At 48.8% G+C, this 19,072-nt stretch carries 11 protein-coding genes; all 11 read left to right on the top strand.

Translation table 11 applies throughout. From position 1 onward, the window contains the following. Nucleotides 1–179 precede the first annotated feature (179 nt). The 11 genes from AC3WU2_RS20100 (at nt 180) to AC3WU2_RS20050 (ending at nt 19,049) form a co-directional block, all read left to right on the top strand. Complete coding sequence (locus AC3WU2_RS20100; protein WP_018757451.1) at nt 180–1,499, top strand: glycoside hydrolase family 125 protein; 1,320 nt, start codon at nt 180–182, stop codon at nt 1,497–1,499. Then, nucleotides 1,496–4,603, top strand: coding sequence for a beta-galactosidase (locus AC3WU2_RS20095; protein ID WP_492456842.1), 3,108 nt, complete (start codon nt 1,496–1,498; stop codon nt 4,601–4,603). Before AC3WU2_RS20100 ends, AC3WU2_RS20095 begins: the two co-directional genes overlap by 4 nt. An 11-nt stretch (nt 4,604–4,614) precedes the next feature. Continuing rightward, nucleotides 4,615–7,350 (top strand): alpha-mannosidase, encoded by a 2,736-nt coding sequence (locus AC3WU2_RS20090; protein ID WP_492456841.1) that lies wholly within the window; start codon nt 4,615–4,617, stop codon nt 7,348–7,350. Between the two features lie 292 nt (nt 7,351–7,642). Further along, a complete protein-coding gene (locus AC3WU2_RS20085) occupies nt 7,643–9,001 on the top strand; it encodes an ABC transporter substrate-binding protein (protein WP_492456840.1) in 1,359 nt (452 codons plus the stop codon). Nucleotides 9,002–9,468: 467 nt separating this feature from the next. Then, nucleotides 9,469–10,170: a response regulator transcription factor gene (locus tag AC3WU2_RS20080; RefSeq protein ID WP_492456839.1), complete on the top strand. Its 702-nt coding sequence runs from the start codon at nt 9,469–9,471 to the stop codon at nt 10,168–10,170. Then, nucleotides 10,170–11,534 carry a sensor histidine kinase gene (locus AC3WU2_RS20075; protein ID WP_492456838.1) on the top strand — a complete coding sequence of 455 codons (1,365 nt, stop codon included), beginning with the start codon at nt 10,170–10,172 and terminating at the stop codon, nt 11,532–11,534. Before AC3WU2_RS20080 ends, AC3WU2_RS20075 begins: the two co-directional genes overlap by 1 nt. A gap of 27 nt (nt 11,535–11,561) precedes the next feature. Continuing rightward, nucleotides 11,562–12,344, top strand: coding sequence for a hypothetical protein (locus AC3WU2_RS20070; protein WP_492456837.1), 783 nt, complete (start codon nt 11,562–11,564; stop codon nt 12,342–12,344). A 707-nt stretch (nt 12,345–13,051) separates the two neighbouring features. Continuing rightward, nucleotides 13,052–14,170, top strand: a complete 1,119-nt coding sequence (locus AC3WU2_RS20065) for an ABC transporter ATP-binding protein (RefSeq protein ID WP_018757458.1) — start codon at nt 13,052–13,054, stop codon at nt 14,168–14,170. 13 nt (nt 14,171–14,183) lie between these two features. Further along, the gene (locus AC3WU2_RS20060) at nt 14,184–17,150 is read left to right on the top strand and encodes an extracellular solute-binding protein (protein ID WP_492456836.1); all 2,967 of its coding nucleotides are present in this window, start codon (nt 14,184–14,186) and stop codon (nt 17,148–17,150) included. Continuing rightward, nucleotides 17,140–18,135, top strand: coding sequence for a carbohydrate ABC transporter permease (locus tag AC3WU2_RS20055; RefSeq protein ID WP_018757460.1), 996 nt, complete (start codon nt 17,140–17,142; stop codon nt 18,133–18,135). The genes AC3WU2_RS20060 and AC3WU2_RS20055 overlap by 11 nt, the downstream gene beginning before the upstream one ends. Beyond that, a complete protein-coding gene (locus AC3WU2_RS20050; RefSeq protein ID WP_018757461.1) occupies nt 18,135–19,049 on the top strand; it encodes a carbohydrate ABC transporter permease in 915 nt (304 codons plus the stop codon). The genes AC3WU2_RS20055 and AC3WU2_RS20050 overlap by 1 nt, the downstream gene beginning before the upstream one ends. Nucleotides 19,050–19,072: the final 23 nt, after the last annotated feature.

Below are 19,072 nucleotides of genomic sequence, written 5' to 3'. Positions count from 1 at the left end.
TTCAGTACCAAGAAGGTTGCGAGAACCCGAAGAAGGAGGAACGGAGTTTAGGCGAAACCTAAATGAGTACCGGACTTCAAGGGTGAACGCAAGATTCGATGTCGATTTACTACTTGCAACACTTCGTAATCAAAAGATGACTTTTGAACAACCTCTAAAAAGACTGGGGGAAATTGATCATGGAACAATTCAGATTGCCTAAAATTCCGATGCCGGAGCTAAAGCTACCGCAAGCGATTCAAGAAGTGATTCAAGAAGCGGAAGAGAAGCTTGCGCATCGTCCGAAGCTTTTGCAATTATTCAAGAACTGCTTCCCGAACACACTGGAGACGACAACGAAATTAATGGAAGATGGAACGACATTCGTTATTACGGGTGATATTCCAGCTTCATGGCTGCGGGATTCCGTTGAGCAAGTGATCCATTATGTCCCGTTCGCGAAGGAAGATGCGGATCTACAACGCATTTTGAGCGGCTTGATTAAGCGCCATATCAACTACATTCACATCGATCCGTATGCGAATGCATTCAACGAATCAGCGAATGATTGGCATTGGAACAAAGCAGACATCACAGATATGTCCCCTTGGGTGTGGGAGCGCAAGTTCGAGATTGACTCCCTTTGCTTCTCGATGCGTCTTGCTTATATGTACTGGAAAGAAACAGAGCTGACGGACATCTTCGATGCAGGCTTCAAGTCGGCGATGCGTAAGATTTACGACTTGTTCAAGACGGAACAACGCCATTTCGAATTGTCGCCTTACCGTTTCACGCGGGATAACGGGATTCCTGAGGATTCCTTGCGTAATAACGGGCTTGGCATGCCGGTGAACTACACAGGTATGGTATGGTCGGGCTTCCGTTCGAGCGATGATGCGTGCGATTTCCACTACAACATTCCAGGGAACATGTTCGCAGTAGTTGCCCTTCGTCATATGCAAGAGTTCGCGGAGTGGGTATTCCGCGATATGGACTTCTTGAAAGAACTGAAAGACCTGGAAAAGGATATCGACCACGGGATTCAGCTGTACGGTATCTACCGTCATCCAGAGTTTGGACCGATTTATGCTTATGAGACAGACGGTTTTGGCAACCATTGCCTGATGGATGATGCAGGTACGCCGGGTTTGATGTCAATCCCTTACCTTGGATATGTCGGTGCAGATGATCCGATCTACCAGAATACAAGAAGATTTGCATTATCCAAAGAGAACCCGTTCTACTTCGAAGGAAAAGCGGCGAAAGGGATCGGAAGTCCGCATACGCCTAAAGATTACATCTGGCATATGGCTTTGTCGATGCAAGGGATTACGGCAACGACGAAGGAAGAGAAGCTCGAGATGATCGCGATGTTAGAAAACACAGATGCAGATACAGGCTACATGCATGAAGGATTCCATGCGGATGATCCTAGCGTCTTCACACGTAAATGGTTCGCTTGGTCGAACAGCTTGTTCTCGCAACTGGTGTACAAGGCGATGAAAGAAGGCATTCTATGAGCCGTCAAGTCATCGTATTTTATGATCCAACTTTCCCAAGTCCGTCTGCGCTAGAGGAAATTAGCGCAGCGGAGCTCGGTCAGGTCGGAACGGTTGTAGATAGCGAGGGGCTTGCTGAAGCCCTTCGTTCATCTGCATCAGGGTGCTTCGTGAATATGCACGCACCTTATTTCCCGAAAGCGGCATGGCCTGCGATTCTTGAATTTTTACGTCAAGGTGGCGGGCTTGTTAGCATTGGAGGCGCGCCGTTCAAGCTTCCGGTACGGAAAGAGTCCGGCAGCTGGGTCGTCGAGGCCGAGCAGACCGCTTATCATCAGCAGTTATACATTCATGAAATGCTGCGCGTCGATGCCAAGCAGACAACGCTTACGGCACTTCAATCCATTCCATTGCTGGGTGGTCAGGAATCTTTATTCGAAATCGATCAGACTTGGAATCTCGTGCCGCATACGACGAAGAATGCCGACTTGCCTCAGCAAATGGGCTCTGCTGGTACGATGAGTACGCAGATTTATCCGCTCCTGAAGGCGGTTAGCCAAGAGGGACGCGAGATTGCGGCACCTGTTGTCCTATGGGAGAATGTTCGCGGCGAGTTCGGTGGATCACGTTGGTTATTCGTGAATGCACCATTAACGGAACGCTTCTTCGATGAAGGTGGATTGGCAGCACTCGCGACGTGGACGCAATTCTGTGCGAAGGATGTTACAGAATTTTGGATCAAACCGAATTATGCGACATATGAGCCAGGTGAGCACGCGGTGTTAACCCTGCAAGCACAACGTATTGAACGTTTCGTTCATTTTGACAAGCGTTTTGAATCCATGAAGGTTGATCTTGTAGTTGAACGCGAAGACGCAAGTGATCGCTGGGAGAATTCGCTTATATTAGAAGTAACACGTGAAATTGAGTATCTTCGCATTCCAGTTCCGCTCGAAATCAGCAGCGGACATTATCGTGTGACTTGTACCATTACAATGGAAGACGGCGAAGTACGCGTGCTTCGTCAAGGCTTCTGGGGTAACGATGAAGCGTTATTGACAGCTGGCAGTCCAATCAAGAGCGGAAGAGATTATTTTGAGAAGGACGGGCGACCGCTACCTATCGTCGGAATGACATACATGACGAGCGATGTGGCGCGAAAATTCTTGTTCCTGCCGAATACCGATGTATGGGATCGGGACATGGGACAGATGGCGAAAGCCGGCATCAACTGGATTCGTACGGGCATTTGGACGGCATATCGAAACGTGATGCAAGTGGACGGACACGCTTCGGAGGAAGTGCTGCGTGCGATTGACGCCTTCTTCTTAACGGCGAAGAAACACAATTTACAAGTTACATTTACTTTCTTCTCGTTCACACCGGAGACGTGGGAAGGGGCCAACCCTTATCTCGATCCACAGAGCGTGGAAGCACAGAAACGCTTCATTCGTTCGATCGTATCGCGTCATAAGGCGACGACGCATGTGGATTGGGACCTGATCAACGAGCCTTCCATGTTCGAACCGGAATTGATTTTCTCCGAAGGACCGCGTTCTTGCGGAGACCGCTTCGAGAAGGAAGCCTTCACCCAGTGGCTTGAACAGCGTCATGAGCGGATTGAAGATTTGCAGAAGCGCTGGAATATGACGCCGGAGCAGCTTCCGAGCTTCGCGGCTGCGGTCATTCCAGGTCCGAAAGAGATTAACTTCGACGTACAAGATATGCATCAAGGCAAAAAAGGAACGCGTTGGCTCGATTATTGCTTGTTCTCGATGGAGATGCATAATCGTTGGGCGAAGGCGTTATACGATACCATTAAGGACATCGTGCCGGATCATCTTGTGACGGTAGGTCAGGATGAAGCGCTCGGCGCGCAGCGTCCATCTCCATTCTTCTACGAAGAAGCCGTGGATTATACAACGGTTCACTCCTGGTGGTTGAATGATTATCTCATCTGGGACGGTATCTTCGCGAAGACCGCGAATAAGCCGAATGTCATTCAGGAGACAGGCATCATGTATGTCGAGAATCCAGATGGCCGTGCGAAACGCAGTGAACAAGAACTGCGTAGTTTGCTGGAACGCAAGTATGCTTATGCATTCGCGACAGGAGGTGCAGGTGCGATTCACTGGATCTGGAATACGAACTTCTACATGGATAATGCAAATGAATCCCATATTGGTGCCCTCCGTGCAGATGGTACAGAGAAACCGGAAGCGGATGTATCGTATCATTTCGGACAATTCATGGGCGAGATTCGGGACTTGTTCCAAGATCGCGCATTGGAGGAGATTGTTGCGGTATTCCCGTATTCGAATGACTTCTCGAATCGCAAACTCGCGTTCGATGCGACGACACGGTTAACGCGTGTATTGTCTTATCAATTGAATTTGCCATTCCGTGCGGTATCCGAATACCATTTAGAGGCACTAGAGCAGAACCCGGCAAGATTAATTATCCTGCCAAGTGCGCATAACTTCGAGGATGCGGCATGGGCGAAGCTGATCGACATGGTGGAGAACACAGGTGCAACGTTGCTTGTTACGGGTCCGATTGGCCTTAATGCCTACTGGCAAGAATCCGATCGTTTGACGGATTTGCTCGGTAAGGGCGAGTTGCGTAATGTTCGCCGCGAAGAGATGCTCCATCTCGGTAGCAAGGCAATTCCGGTATCCTTCGGTCATCGTCGCATTGCGGAAGTAAGCAAGGAAGTACGCGGCGAAACGGGCAACGATGCCATTATCGATGTACAGCTTGGTCAAGGCCGCTTGATCTGGAGTCCACTCCCGATTGAATTGAATGAACGTACAGATTCCATTGCTGAGCTCTATCGATACGCGGTGGAAGCTGCGGGCTGCAAGCAAGACATGGTGTGGCTGCAAGGCGGAGATCTCGCAGGTGTCTATGGACGCAAGCTGCGGTTCAAGGACGGCTTCTTATATATTTTCGTATCGGAATATGCCTTGGATACGACGATCCAAGTGAAAGATACCTACACGAGCAAGACTTATCAATTTACATTAGCACAGGAAAGATCCGTGCTGTTCGCGACGGATGCGGCAGGACAGATCATATCGGTTTACCGTCCGCATGAGGTGGATATTCAGGTAAGCGAAGAATAGGGGGAACAGCCATGACGAAGAAGAGAACAGCCCATATCGTATCGCATACGCACTGGGATCGGGAGTGGTACTTGCCATACGAGAAGCATCATGTGCGTCTTGTTAAATTAATGGATACATTGCTCGATAAACTGGATCAAGATCCGGAATATCGCAGCTTCTTCTTGGACGGACAGACGATTATTATTGAAGATTATCTGCAAGTACGACCAGATCAGAGAGATCGTCTTGCGAAGTTCATTCGCGATGGACGTATTCTCATCGGTCCTTGGTACATCCTGCAGGATGCGTTCTTAACGAGCGGTGAGGCGAACGTACGCAACATGCAAGTCGGACATCAAGACGCGTTACATTATGGAAATGTATCCAAAGTGGGTTACTTCCCAGATACATTCGGCCTTGTTGGTCAGACACCGCAATTAATGCAGCAATCGGGTATTCAGAACGCGTTCTTCGGGCGCGGTGTGAAACCAACGGGCTTCAACAATACGGTTGCAGACGGCAATTATGAATCGTCCTTCTCGGAATTGCAATGGGTTGGACCGGACGGTTCGAAGGTGCTCGGCATCTTGTTCGCGAACTGGTATTCGAACGGGAACGAAGTTCCTGCCGATCCGGAAAAAGCTAAAGAATACTGGGATAGAAAGCTCGCAGATGCCGAGAAATATGCATCGACGAACGAGCTGCTCTATATGAACGGATGCGATCATCAGCCGATCCAATTGGATCTGCCAGAAGCGATTCGCGTCGCTCGCGAGCAATACCCAGATACTTCGTTCATTCACTCGAATTTCATCGATTATCTCAATGCGCTGGAGCGTGCGGTAGACCGTGATCTCTCCGAGGTTCATGGCGAGCTTCGCAGTCAACGTACAGACGGCTGGGGTACGCTTGTTAATACAGCGTCTGCACGAGTCTATCTGAAGCAAATGAATCAGCTTGGTCAAATGATGCTGGAGAAAGTGGCAGAGCCGCTTGCATCGATGGCACATTTGGCAGGCGTGGGTGAAGCCTATCCGCATCACTTGTTCACTTATGCTTGGAAGACTTTAATGCAGAATCACCCGCATGACAGCATTTGCGGCTGTAGTGTGGATGAGGTGCACCGCGAGATGGTGACGCGCTTCGATAAGAGCCGTCATGTCGCAGAGTCGATTGTAGACGATGTGAAACAAGCGATTGCCGACAACATCGATACATCCAGCTTCGTGAAGTATGGCGAAGAAGCACGTCCAGTCGTCGTATTCAATACAACGGGCTGGGAACGCACAGGCGTTGTGACGATTACGGTGGATGCCGAGCGTCTTTACTTCCGCGAAGGCTATACCTTGGAAGAAGCGACAGATCGGATTCGCAATCTGGATATTACAGGCCGTGTACTCGTGGATACGGAAGGGAATGTCATTCCTTGCACGGTTGAAGATCTTGGCCTTCAATTCGGCTATGATCTACCGGATGATGCATTCCGTCAGCCGTACATGTGCCGCCAAGTGAAGCTGACATTCGAAGCTTCGAAGGTGCCAGCGATGGGCTTAACGACCTATGCTTGGGTTCGCCAAGCCGGGGCAGTCGTACCAGCAGCATCGTTATTAAGCGGCGAACGGACCATGGAGAATGAAGGACTTAAGGTCGAGATCGCTGAGGATGGTTCGTTCACATTAACGGATAAGAAATCGGGTCGTACGTACCGTGATCTGGGTGTGTATGAGAATACAGGCGATATCGGTAACGAATATATGTTCAAGCAGCCAACAGGCGAGACGGCTCTAACGACGAAAGGCTTGTCCGCAGAGATTCGCGTTGTTGAAGATACACCATTCCGCGCGTCTGTTGAAGTAACACATCATTGGGAGATTCCGGCATCTGCGGATGAATTGCTCGATGTTGAACAGCATGCATGCGTGTATTATCCGAATCGTAAGTCACAGCGTTCTAATGTGATGGTTCCATTCATGATTCGCACGGTCATTAGCTTGAACAAGAGCGGTAAAGGCGTAGAGATCGAAGCTTCCTTCAACAACCAAGCGAAGGATCACCGCGTACGCGCATTGTTCCCGACCGACTTGAGCACGAATGTCCATCATGTGGATTCCATGTTCGAAATTCCGGTTCGTGACAATGAGCCGGCTGAAGAATGGGACAACCCAAGCAATACGCAGCATCAGCAAGCTTTTGTTGATGTATCCGAGGCTGGAGCAGGCCTTACGGTTGCGAACTTCGGACTCAACGAATACGAAGTATTGCGTGATGGTCGCAACACGATTGCGGTAACATTGCTTCGCTCGGTTGGCGAGCTTGGCGATTGGGGTTACTTCCCGACGCCAGAAGCGCAATGTATTGGTGAGCATACCGTGCGTATGGAAGTGATTCCTCATAACGGCGACGGCATCAAATCTGGTGCATATGCAGAAGCATACCAGTTCCAAGTGCCTTGGACCGTAGCACAGACCGGTGTTCACGACGGAGCGATGACTGCGACGTTCGCACCATACTCATTCGAGAACACAGAGCTTGCGTTCTCCTCGATGAAATTGCATGAAGGCTCGGGCAACTTGATGCTGCGTTGGTTCAATATGAGCCGCGAAGCAACAACGCTTGATCTTGCGTACCACTTGCCGTTCGACAACGCGTTCAAGAGTAACATCTTGGAAGAGCGCGGGGCTCGGATCGAGCAGAATGATGCAGGACAATTGTCCTTAGCTGTAGGTCCATGCGAGATTGTTACCGTAGGTATCACAAGCAAATAACGGATTATATTCGTAGATCAAAGGTCGTATTTCACTCCTATTTCAGGGTGAAATGCGGCTTTTTTGATTGCACATGAATGGATGTTCAATATTACGACATGCCCGGTATGACGCGGTCTCTTTGCAGAATTTCCACCGAAAACACACACCATCTTCACATCGGTTTTGTTATGATTTTCTCTGAATTCAGTTCCATAAAATTCAAATTGTTAAGGGGAAACAGACAAGAGATCATCGAGAGAATCGCTAGCTAACATGGATTCACAATACTACCTAGGGAGGCCAATGTCGTATGAAAATGAAACATCCATTCGTTCTGTTGCTTGTTTTAACTATGGTCATCACATTGTTTACAGGGTGCGGTTCATCAGCTCCAAGCGAGCAGAAAGAAGCGGCCGAGACGACGGCTTCGGAATCAACGGATGACGGAGCGCAAGGGGATACAGCGACTACAGGGGAAGAAGTAACGGTAAAAATTTTGTATCCATGGGGACAAGGCTTTTTCGATAACTTATTCAAAGATATTGATGAGAAGCTTCCCAATATTAAGATTGAATTAGTCGATGCGCAAGCGAAGCTGGAGCCGCTGCAGGAGCTGAATGCGAAGCAGATCGTTCCGGATATCATCTTTGCGAACTGGGGAATTGAGCCGTTAGAGGAGCTTGGCATGATTGAGCCGCTCGATGATCTGATGGCGAAGCATAACTTCGATGAGAGCGCCATTGATCCTTCGATTCTAGCCTACTGGCGTGCTGTTAACCCTGAGGGCAAACTAACAGGCATGCCTTCGAGCAGCGATAACTATACGATGTATTACAATAAAGAAGTGTTCGATTTGTTCGGCGTGCCGTATCCATCCGAGAACATGACTTGGGAGGAAATGGTTGATCTTGCGAAGCAGTTAACGGGTGAGCGCGATGGCATCCAATATCGTGGTCTGGAGATGGGGCCGGGGTTCACAGGTTATGAAGCGCTCGTGCCTCTGCTTGAATTGAATACGAACTTGACGGATCCGAAGACCGGTGAAGTCTTGATCGATAAGAAGCCTGAAGTGACGAAATATCTGGAGCTGATGAAGAAATTCTACAGTATCCCCGGTATATACGATCGCGACCCTGAGGCGAGAAAAGATTATGCCTTCGGGAAAAAGAATGTTGCGATGATCGTATCGTGGCCTGGGTACATCAAATGGGGAATTGGTGATCCTGAAGTCGCCAAAAATATGGACTCAGTCCCTGTGCCAGTATGGTCGGATTTACCTAACATCGCGCCTCCATCTGGTTCCCATCCGTATGTGATTAATAAATATAGTGAACATAAAGATGCCGCATTCCAGGTTCTAGCCGAATACGTGTCGGCAGAGAAGCAGACGAAATTGGCGAAGGCAGGAGATCCGCCGGTACTTATCGATCCGAAAGTCTATGAAGCGTTCGGTGCCGATCTGGATATCTATAAAGGCAAAAATATTAAAGCCTTCTTCTCACGCGAAGCGACTGTGCCGAAGACGGTCAGTAAGTGGGATCAATATGTGGATATCGTCGGAAGTCTGTCCAAATTCGCAGAATCCGATATGAATATTCAAGAGTTCCTGCGGGTCCTGAAGGAAGAATCGGAGACGAAAATTAAAGAGGCGATGGCGAAGGCGCACTAAGTAGTGTGAAACAGAGCACTCGATCATTTCTTGCGTAGAAATGGTCGGGTGTTTTTGTGCAAATCTGGTATTTGAGGAAAACCTTGAGCCGAGTAGGGTTCGATGCTATATTAATAGAGTCCTTTCTAGGCTACATCTTCAGCAGCCAATATGAGCCATGCGCTCTTATAGAGGATGTTCAAAAAGTCATCATTTGCCCACGAAGACATTCAAGAAGCATAACCGACATCGAATCTTGCGTTCACCTTTGAAGAGCATATGCTTACGAAGTATGTTTCCTCCGGAAACATTTCAGGTACTCATTTAGGTTTCGCCTAAACTCCGTTCCTCCTAAAGTTTTTCGAAGAAAAACTCACTTCGGAAGCCTTCTTCAGGTTCTCGCAACCTTCTCGGTGCTGAAATGCCGACTTTTTGAACACGATCTTATAGATAGATTCACAACAACTATAGTTCTGAGGGGTGACAGCATGAATATTCTCATCGTAGAGGATGATGATTCGATTCGCAATGTATTACAGTCGTATCTCATTAACGAAGGTTGGGCGGTACATACTTCCGAAGATGGCAATGATGCGCTTCAGAAAATTTACAATTTTAAGTTTGATCTGCTGCTGCTGGATTTGATGATACCAGGTGTATCGGGAGAGGAAATTTGTAAGCAAATTCGCAAATTTTCGAATATTCCGATCATTATGATCACATCCAAGGCGCAAGAAATGGATACGATTAACGGTCTGAACCTAGGGGCAGACGACTACATTACGAAGCCGTTCCGAATGAAAGAAGTGATCGCGCGAATCCGTGCCATCCAGCGCCGAATGAATATGTTCCCCGTGAATAATCAGACCGTGATGCGGTTCAATCGGGGCAATCTCGTGATTAACTTCGAATCGAAGGAAGTCTATGTGAATTCCAAGCCTGCCAATCTGACGATTACCGAGTTCAAATTGCTCAGTGTGCTGGTAAAGAACCCAAACAAGCTCTATACGAGGCAAGAGCTATCTTATGAAGTTCAAGGATATCGGGATATCGGAGACGGACGCACGACCGATACGCATATTAAGAATATCCGCAAGAAGATTGAAGAGGATCACAAAAATCCGGTGTATATCGTGACCAAAATTGGCGGGGGATACAAGTTCTCCTATCACTCGGATGAGGGTTTCTAATGGGGAAATACGGTATCTTACGGAGAACGCAATTCATGCTGTTCTTCACGCTGATGATGACATCGATCCTGCTGATGGTGATCGCGGGGCTATTCCTGAGCCTCACCTGGAATGAATCGTTAACGGCGTATAAGAAGCAAGTGATTCGAGATCAGACGCATAAAATGGCTTTCACTCTCCGATCGAATCTCGAACCAGGGATCCTCTCGAGGGAACAGACGGAATGGATGCGGAAGGCTGTCAATATCTATGCCATGCATGTGCGCTACTACGGACCGGACCATCAGAGTCTTCTCTTTGATTCAGTCCCCAAATCGCATAAATGGGACGTGCCGTACACGGTGAGTGTACCGATTTCGGTTAATGGGGTACTGCTGGGTTATTTGGATACGTTCGTTGATTTGAACAATGTACAGCATATTCCTTATTTGGCTTTTCTGGCGAATAATCTTGTTCATCAGAATAAGGGAAGCGTTTTCTTCGTGATCCTCATATCGATTCTTGTTAGTTATGGTGTGGCACGATGGTTATCGAGGTCCTTACGGACAAGCGGGAAGATGGCGGAGCTCATTACGAGCGGAGATCGCGACATTGTCATCCCTACGGCGGGTATGAAGGAGCTTGATCAGCTCACGCATGCCATCAATACGTTATCCGCAGATTTCACGAAGCAAGAGACGTGGCGCAAACAGTCGATGCAGGATCTGACACATGAATTGCGGACGCCTCTCACTTCAATGCTTTCACGTATGGAAGCGTTGATCGACGGCATTTATCCGGTGAATGAAGAGAATTTGAATCGGATTTATGCAGAGATTGACCGTCTATGCCGGTTGGTGGATGAGGTGGAGAAGCTATCGGAGGCCGAAGGCGCGAGATTCCAACTGGTCATGCAGCAGGTCGATTTGCGCGAACTCGTGAAGGATGTTTATGAGAACATGATCTTTCTCGTCAAAGATAAGGGCATTACGTTCCATCTGCATCACTTGCATGTTCCATGTCCAGTCCGCGTAGATGCAGACCGCCTCATCCAAGTGATCACCAATGTCATATCGAACGCGATTAAATATACACCGACGGGCGGAACGATAGCGGTAGGCCTCTCGGTAAAGGATGCGCATACTGTTACGATGTACTGTACCGACAGCGGGATCGGCATTTCGGAGCAAGACCTTCCGCTTATTTTCAATCGATTCTATCGTGCGGACAAAGCCCGTTCACGCGGTACGGGAGGGATCGGCGTCGGCTTAAGCATTGCCAAAGCGTTGATCGAAGCCCACGGGGGAACGATTGATGCGGAGAGCGAGCTGGGTGAAGGTTCAACGTTCCGGCTGCATTTACCGCTTGCGAAGTCGATTCATTAACACATCATCTTGTCATGGAGGTAGATTATGCTGCTTCAACGTGCATTTGTCCAGATCCTTCGATATCCGATGTTGATTCTATGTCCTATCATTTTGGATCTTATCGCTTATTTGCTCGGCGGGGCGTTGGTAGGTTTTATCGGTACATCGTCTCTATCGTATCGACTAATTCTTGAGATGGGATTGCCATCGGTCAGCCATTTGATCAATATTCCATTGCTGCCGAATCAACTACAATTTATGAACATTCCTGGCGTACCGACCATCGGCTGGGCTGCTGTGGTGCTGATGCTGCTCTTGATGACCTTTGCGCAGGGCGGATATATTGGCATACTTCGGCAAGCATCGATCGGAGAGCCGGCATCGATCAGGGGATTTATACGGGAGGGCAAGGTCTACTGGATCCGGTTTATTTTCCTTTATCTGATGATCATGTTCGCCAAGACGGCAGTCACGACACTTCTCGTGATGTTGTTCCAAGGGATTGGATTGTTCCTATCGTTATTGGTCTTCATCGTGCTTCGCATTCTATTTATCTATCTCGAATTTACGATTGTGGTTGATCGATCCCAGCTGGATGCAGCTTTACGCCGCAGCAGACAATATTTCAAGCAATCCAGACTGAAGACGGTGGTGCTGGTGTTTTGTTTATTCGTCGTATCGGGGCTGTTAAGTACGCTCATTCACCAGCTGTGGAGCCCGTATGCGATCCTAGCTGGCATCGTGATCAGCGCTTACGTGGTATCGGTGATTCAGCTTGCATTGATGATGGTGTTGAGTCAGGTGCGAGCGCAATTGGAATCTGAATAGGATTGCATGTAAAGGTTGTCCCCCCTGTAAGCTATGGAATATCGCGGGGGCGGCCTTTTGTGTTGTCTTTGAGAAGGTTTTGTAAGAACGCTTATCGCGCTACAGGGTGATGAAGTCGTTCTTCTGGGTAGGTATCTTGCCCTTCGTTTCGGCCAGCTAGCGCCTCACGTCTACAGTGGATCTATGCAACATAGAAGCTCCTTTTCCACTCCATTACTCTGCTATGTTGGATTATAGCAGGATAGCTGGCCGAAATGGCTCGTTGTTCCCCTCAAGCACGAGAAGTTAGTGTGAAAAATCCAGTATAGAAGTTGTATTGCAGCCAATTCGAGCTTCTATGCTGCGAAAATCCACTGTAGCCCTTCTCACCCCCCAGGCATAACGACGAGAGGGTGTAATGAGGTCGAACCCCGCACCAGCGTAGCAAGCAAGGGGATGGGCAGGGGGAGGAGAAGCAATAGCGTCCGCCTTTAAAAAACGTGTGAACTCCGCTACATATCGTTCAATCCACACGTTTTTTAACAGCGGGTGGAGCCCCCTGCCCATCCCCCCTCCCGTGCTCCAATGTAACGGGTTTGCTCCCACTCTCATCCCGCTCGTTGTCCCATCTTCACACGAAATCCACAACAATCACACACTACGCTCACAGTAAAATTGTTAGTATCAAGTTATATAGATATGCACATCTATAGCCTAGGAGGGGTATCATGTCGAGAATCGTGTTTAATCATGTACACAAGCGCTATGGAAAATATCAGGAATATGCGGTGAAGGATTTCAATCTGGATGTGAAGGATCAAGAGTTTCTCGTCTTCGTAGGTTCTTCGGGATGCGGGAAATCAACAACCTTGCGTATGCTCGCAGGGCTTGAGGATGTATCCGAAGGTGAAATTTATATTGGTGATACGATTGTGAACGATATACCTCCCAAGGAACGGGATATTTCGATGGTGTTCCAGAACTATGCGCTATATCCGAACATGTCCGTATATGAGAATATTGCCTTCGGACTACGGATGCGGAAGCTTCCGAAGCATGAGATTGACCTCGCAGTGAAGCGGGCGGCACGCGTACTCGAAATCGAGAATTTCCTCGATCGTAGACCGAAGGAATTATCCGGGGGTCAACGCCAACGGGTTGCGCTCGGGCGAGCGATCGTTCGAACCCCGCAAGCCTTCTTGATGGATGAGCCGTTGTCGAACTTGGATGCGAAGCTCCGCGTATTGATGCGCTCCGAAATCGTCAGCTTACATAAGAAAATCGGCGTGACGACGATCTATGTCACGCATGATCAGATCGAGGCGATGACGATGGGCGACCGGATCGTGGTCATGGAGAAAGGGATCGTGCAGCAGGTGGATACCCCAGAGCGCGTCTATAATCACCCGGCCAATCTATTCGTCGCTAAATTTATCGGGAACCCGCCGATGAACTTTATTCAGGGCAAATTGCAAGAGAATAATGGTTTTCTCGAATTCCACACGAACCGATTTTCACTGCAATTGACGGAGCGCCAGGCGTCGCAATTAAGAAAACTTAACCTTGTCGACCGTGTGGTGATTCTCGGAATTCGCCCAGAGAATATCAGCTTCGAGGAAATTATGCTCGAGACGTATCCACATTCGATCGTGAACGGCATTATGGAGCTAAGCGAGTTCGTCGGGTCAGATCGTTATTATCATATGGATATCGGAATGGATAAACGGTTCGTAGCAAGGGCGCATCCACGCTACCACTTCGATGATGGCATGCGCGCATCGGTAGCGGTGGATATGAACAAAGCGCTATTTTTTCACAAAGAGACTGAGATTTTATTAACGGATTAATGGAGGGAGACAGATGGCAAAACGATGGTACAAGGCTGTTAGCTATCCCTTGATCATCATGATTCTTTCTGTGGCTGTACTTGGTGTAGCAGGTTTTCCGCGTCATTCGGACGGAGAACAAGCACAAGCCGACCCCTCAGAAATCATGAGCAATAGCCTTTCACATGATCCTTACTTCTATGAAGTGAAGAAGCAATGGGAGAAAGATCAGGTTCCAGTGGGAACGAAGGAAATATCAATCGATTTGAAATCGATTGCGAACCAATCGCCAGATGCATCCATTCAGATCGGCTCCTATCAAGGGGAGAATGATGTGCTGCTGTGGTCTAAGCCAAGAGGCTGGATCGAGTATGAAGTGGATGTGGTGCAGGAAGGTCTCTACGAAATGGCAGCCGAATACTTCCCATTCACGGAGGAAGACGGTGGCAGCAAGCAGCCAGTCATGATGACAGTCCAGCTCAATGGCAAATTCCCTTATCGGGAAGCGCACTCGATCTCACTCGAACGTGAATTCGTCGACCAGAAGCCGGAGAAGTTCGATGCAGACGGGAATCAGCTGCGTTCGCTGCTGAACGAGATCACAGGCTGGAAGAGCAAGGTGATACGGGATTCCCAGAATGCTTATGCGACACCACTCTTATGGCATTTGCAGAAGGGGAAAAATACGATTCGTATCTCGATGCTTCGTCAGCCGATGGCATTGAAATCGATCCGTTTGCAAGCGCCTTCAACCCTTCCATCTTACGAAGAGGTAAGTAAAGCATACCCGTCCAGAGCAACGACCGCGCAGAACATCATCGCTCTTGAAGCTGAGAACTTCACAACCAAAAACTCATCATCCATTCAAACGCAATATGACAGAAGTCCATTAACAACGCCGAAGTCATTAGACCTCGTGAGCTTTAATACAATCGGCGGAACGGTCTGGTACAAAGGAGGGCAAGCGGTATCATGGGATATCGATGTGCCGGAAGATGGCCTCTACAAGATCGCTTTCCGTGTCAAACAGAACTTCCGCAAAAACCTGTCAGCATTTCGAACGATCTCCATCGACGGTCAGATTCCATTCAAGGAGCTCGCGAACTATCCTTTCGCCTATCACTCGGATTGGTATGGGGCTACGCTCGAGCAAGAAGAAAATAAGCCGTTCACGTTCTATCTGACGAAAGGCAAACACGCGATCAAGCTTGAAGCAGGCTATGAGCCTTATGTACCGATGCTTGCCCTAATCGATCAAATGTCCGCGGAAATTCGAGATATTTCGCAGGAAATTCGCATTGCTACAGGCAACAGTGAAGATGAATATCGGGTATGGGATGTCGCACGGGATATTCCGGGCATCACCGATCGCTTGCAGCGGCTGAAGCAGCAATTCGAAGCATTAACCGCACAGATGGATCAGATCAATCATGAGACCAATAGTGTGTCGCAGACGTTCCGAACATCGGTGCAGGATCTGAAGGATTTGCTCGATAAACCGAACGAAATTCCATACAGCCAACTAACCATTGGATCACTGCAAGAGAAGCTGGAGTCGCAGCGGTCGCAATTGATGGATAGTCAATTACAAATCGATAAACTGTATATCGCACCGCTTGAGGCGGAATTACCGCGCATGGAAGCGGGGTTCTTCGAGAAAGTAGGCGGCATGTTCGCATCGCTATACTACTCGTTCACAGCGGATAACCAGATAAGTAAACAGAATGATCAAGAGCTTAACGTCTGGATGTTCAAAGGACGAGATTACGTGGATGAGATGCAGCAGCTTGCAGACGAGAAATTCACACCGGAGTCTGGTATTCGCGTGAAGGTGAATCTTATCCAATCGGCAGACCTGCTCGTTCTTGGTAAAGCAGCGGGCATCCTCCCGGATGTTGCTATCGGGGTATCGAATACTTCGATCTTCGATTTGGCCTTGCGTCACGCAGCGCTTGATCTGAATACGATGCCGGGGGCCGACAAGCTTGTCTCCAGCTTCCATCCAGGCGCGATGCTTCCATACCGCTATGACGGCGGGGTCTACGGGATTCCGGAGACGACCAACTTCAAAGTGCTGTTCTATCGCAAAGATATTCTGAAGCAGCTCGGGCTTACCGTTCCGAACACATGGGATGATGTCTATGCGATGCTTCCTACGCTGCTCCAGAACGAGAGTAACTTCTATGTCGATCCGGCAGACTTCTCCTATCTGTTCTTCCAGAACGGGGTAGAGCTCTATAAGCAGGATGGGCTATCGACCGCACTCGGCGAGCCGCAGGCTTTCGAAGCGTTCAAGAAGTGGACGGATCTATTCAATGTGTATGGATTAGAACGCCAAGTTGCCAGCTTCTACAACCAGTTCAGAGATGGAACATTGCCGATTGGCATAGCCGATTTCAACCAATACATGCAATTGCTCGTCGCTGCTCCGGAAATATTGAACGAATGGGGCATCGCGCCGATTCCGGGTACGAAGCAAGCAGATGGCACAATCGCAAGATGGTCTGGGGGTTCAGGCATCACCCCAACCGCCAGTGTCTTGTTCAACGATACGCCCAAAGAAAAACAAACCTTGGCATGGAAGTTCCTTGAGTGGTACATGTCGGATGAAATTCAGACCGAGTATGGTCTGAATCTGGAGCAATACCGCGGCGAGGCGTTCCGGTGGAATTCAGCGAACGTGAATGCTTTTGTCGATATGCCATGGAAGACGGAAGATTTGCAGGCCATTCTTGAACAGTGGAAATGGATCAAAGATATTCCGAACGTTCCCGGTGGATATATGACGCTGCGAGAGCTCGGGTTTGCTTGGAACCGCGTCACGATTGACGGTGAGAATGTACGGATATCCCTGGAGAAAGGGATCAAAGAAATCAATCGGGAACTGAAGCGCAAGCAGCAGGAATTCAGCTTCATCGATAGCGACGGCAATATCATTAAGAAACTAGATCTTCCCACAGTGATGGAACCATGGAAGGGAGCGGAAGTACATGTCGACTAGAACACCGATCCTTTCTGATCATCCAAGTCCAGCACCGGCTGGACTTGGCGAGACGAAGAGCAAATTATCGCAGAAGCTGCGTTATTTATTAAGTGAGATATGGAAGTTCCGGCTGTCCTATTTGTTCATCCTTCCATTCCTTGTGTTGTTCGTGATTTTCATCCTGATCCCGGTTGTTGCCGGCGTCCTGCTCAGCTTCACATACTTCAACGCGATTGAGTTCCCAACGTGGAGAGGTTGGATGAACTATCAGAATCTCTTCTCGCAGGATATCGTATTTTTGCAGCATGTCCTGCCTAACTCATTTAAATTTGCGTTGTTCGTCGGCCCGATCGGTTACATCTTCGCCTTTGTTCTGGCGTGGTTAATCGCTCAATTGCCATCTACGCTCAGAACCTGGTATGCCTTAGCCATGTATGCTCCTTCTTTATCCGCAGGGGTAGCGATGACGGTTGTATGGACGGTAATGTTCACGGGCGATCGGTCCGGTTATATCAATAGCTTCCTGCTCAAATGGGGACTTATTGATAAGCCGGTATACTTCCTGATCGATAAGGATTATTTGCTCAATATTATGATCGTGATCTCGATCTGGTCCAGTATGGGGATCGGCTTCCTCGCGATCCTGGCGGGTATTCTTAATGTAGATAAACAATTGTATGAAGCCGGGAGAATTGACGGCATTTCGAGTCGATTGCAGGAAGTGTGGTACATCACGATCCCGATGATGAAGCCGCAGATGTTGTTCGCAGCCATCATGTCGATCGTTCATACACTCAAATCGGGGGGCCTAGGCTCGACGCTGACGGGAAGCAATCCAACACCGAACTATGCCGGACAGCTTATGATTGATCACATCGGGGACTTCGGCTTTATACGTTTTGAACTGGGTTACGCCAGCGCCATTTCCATCGTGCTGCTCATCATGTGCTTCCTGCTGAGCAAGCTGTTCTGGAAGCTGTTCGGACCGAAGGAGGATGAATGATGCAAGAGATCCAAATGATGACGACCAAGCGGACGTGGTCTGCGAAATGGCAGGATTTTGTCTTCGCAGTCCGGCAGGTGGACCGAACACAGATTGGGATCGCGATCGGCTTAACCCCACTGGCTATCTTCATGCTGCTGCCGCTCTTTTATATCTTTAACCATGCGTTCAAGCCGCTGCATGAATTGTTCTTATTCCCTCCGACCTTCGTGGTGAGAGAACCGACCATCCAGAACTTCTCGGAACTGCTTGCCTTGACGGAATCGACGGTTGTGCCTGTCGCGAGATATATCTTCAACAGTATCGTCGTGACGTTCTTAGCTACGCTTGGAATGGTAATCTTCGGAGCGATGTGCGCCTATCCGCTTGCCAAACATAAATTTCCGGGTTCCAAAATCGTCTTCGGCTTGGTGCTGACCTCGCTCTTATTCGCGACGGAAGCGATTGCGATCCCTCGATTCGTCGTCGTACAGAGCCTTGGGATTATGAATACCTATTGGGGGCATGTGCTGCCGATGATTGCGATGCCTGTCGGGGTATTCCTCCTGAAGCAGTTCATGGATCAGGTTCCGAATGAATTGATCGAAGCAGCCAAAATTGACGGCGCATCGGAATTTTTCATTTTCCTGCGCATCGTTATTCCAATTGTGTCGCCAGCAATGGCTACGATCACGATCCTGGCGTTCCAATCGGCTTGGGGAAATGCAGAGACTTCAACTTTGTTCATGCAGGATGACGCAATGAAGACACTTCCTTTCTATATGGGGACGTTAACGTCGAACTTAGCCAATTCGGTGGCAAGGCAAGGAGCGGCGGCGGCTGGTGCATTGATTATGTTCATTCCATCCTTGCTTGTGTTCTTAGTCTCCCAACGGAAGGTCATTACAACGATGGCGCATTCGGGGATTAAATAAGCGATAGGAGAAGGGGGTTCCGA

This window comes from Paenibacillus sp. EB106-05-06-XG162 (genome assembly GCF_058791655.1).
Note: the sequence above shows the minus strand (reverse complement) of the source record. Positions and strands in the feature narration are given on the sequence as shown.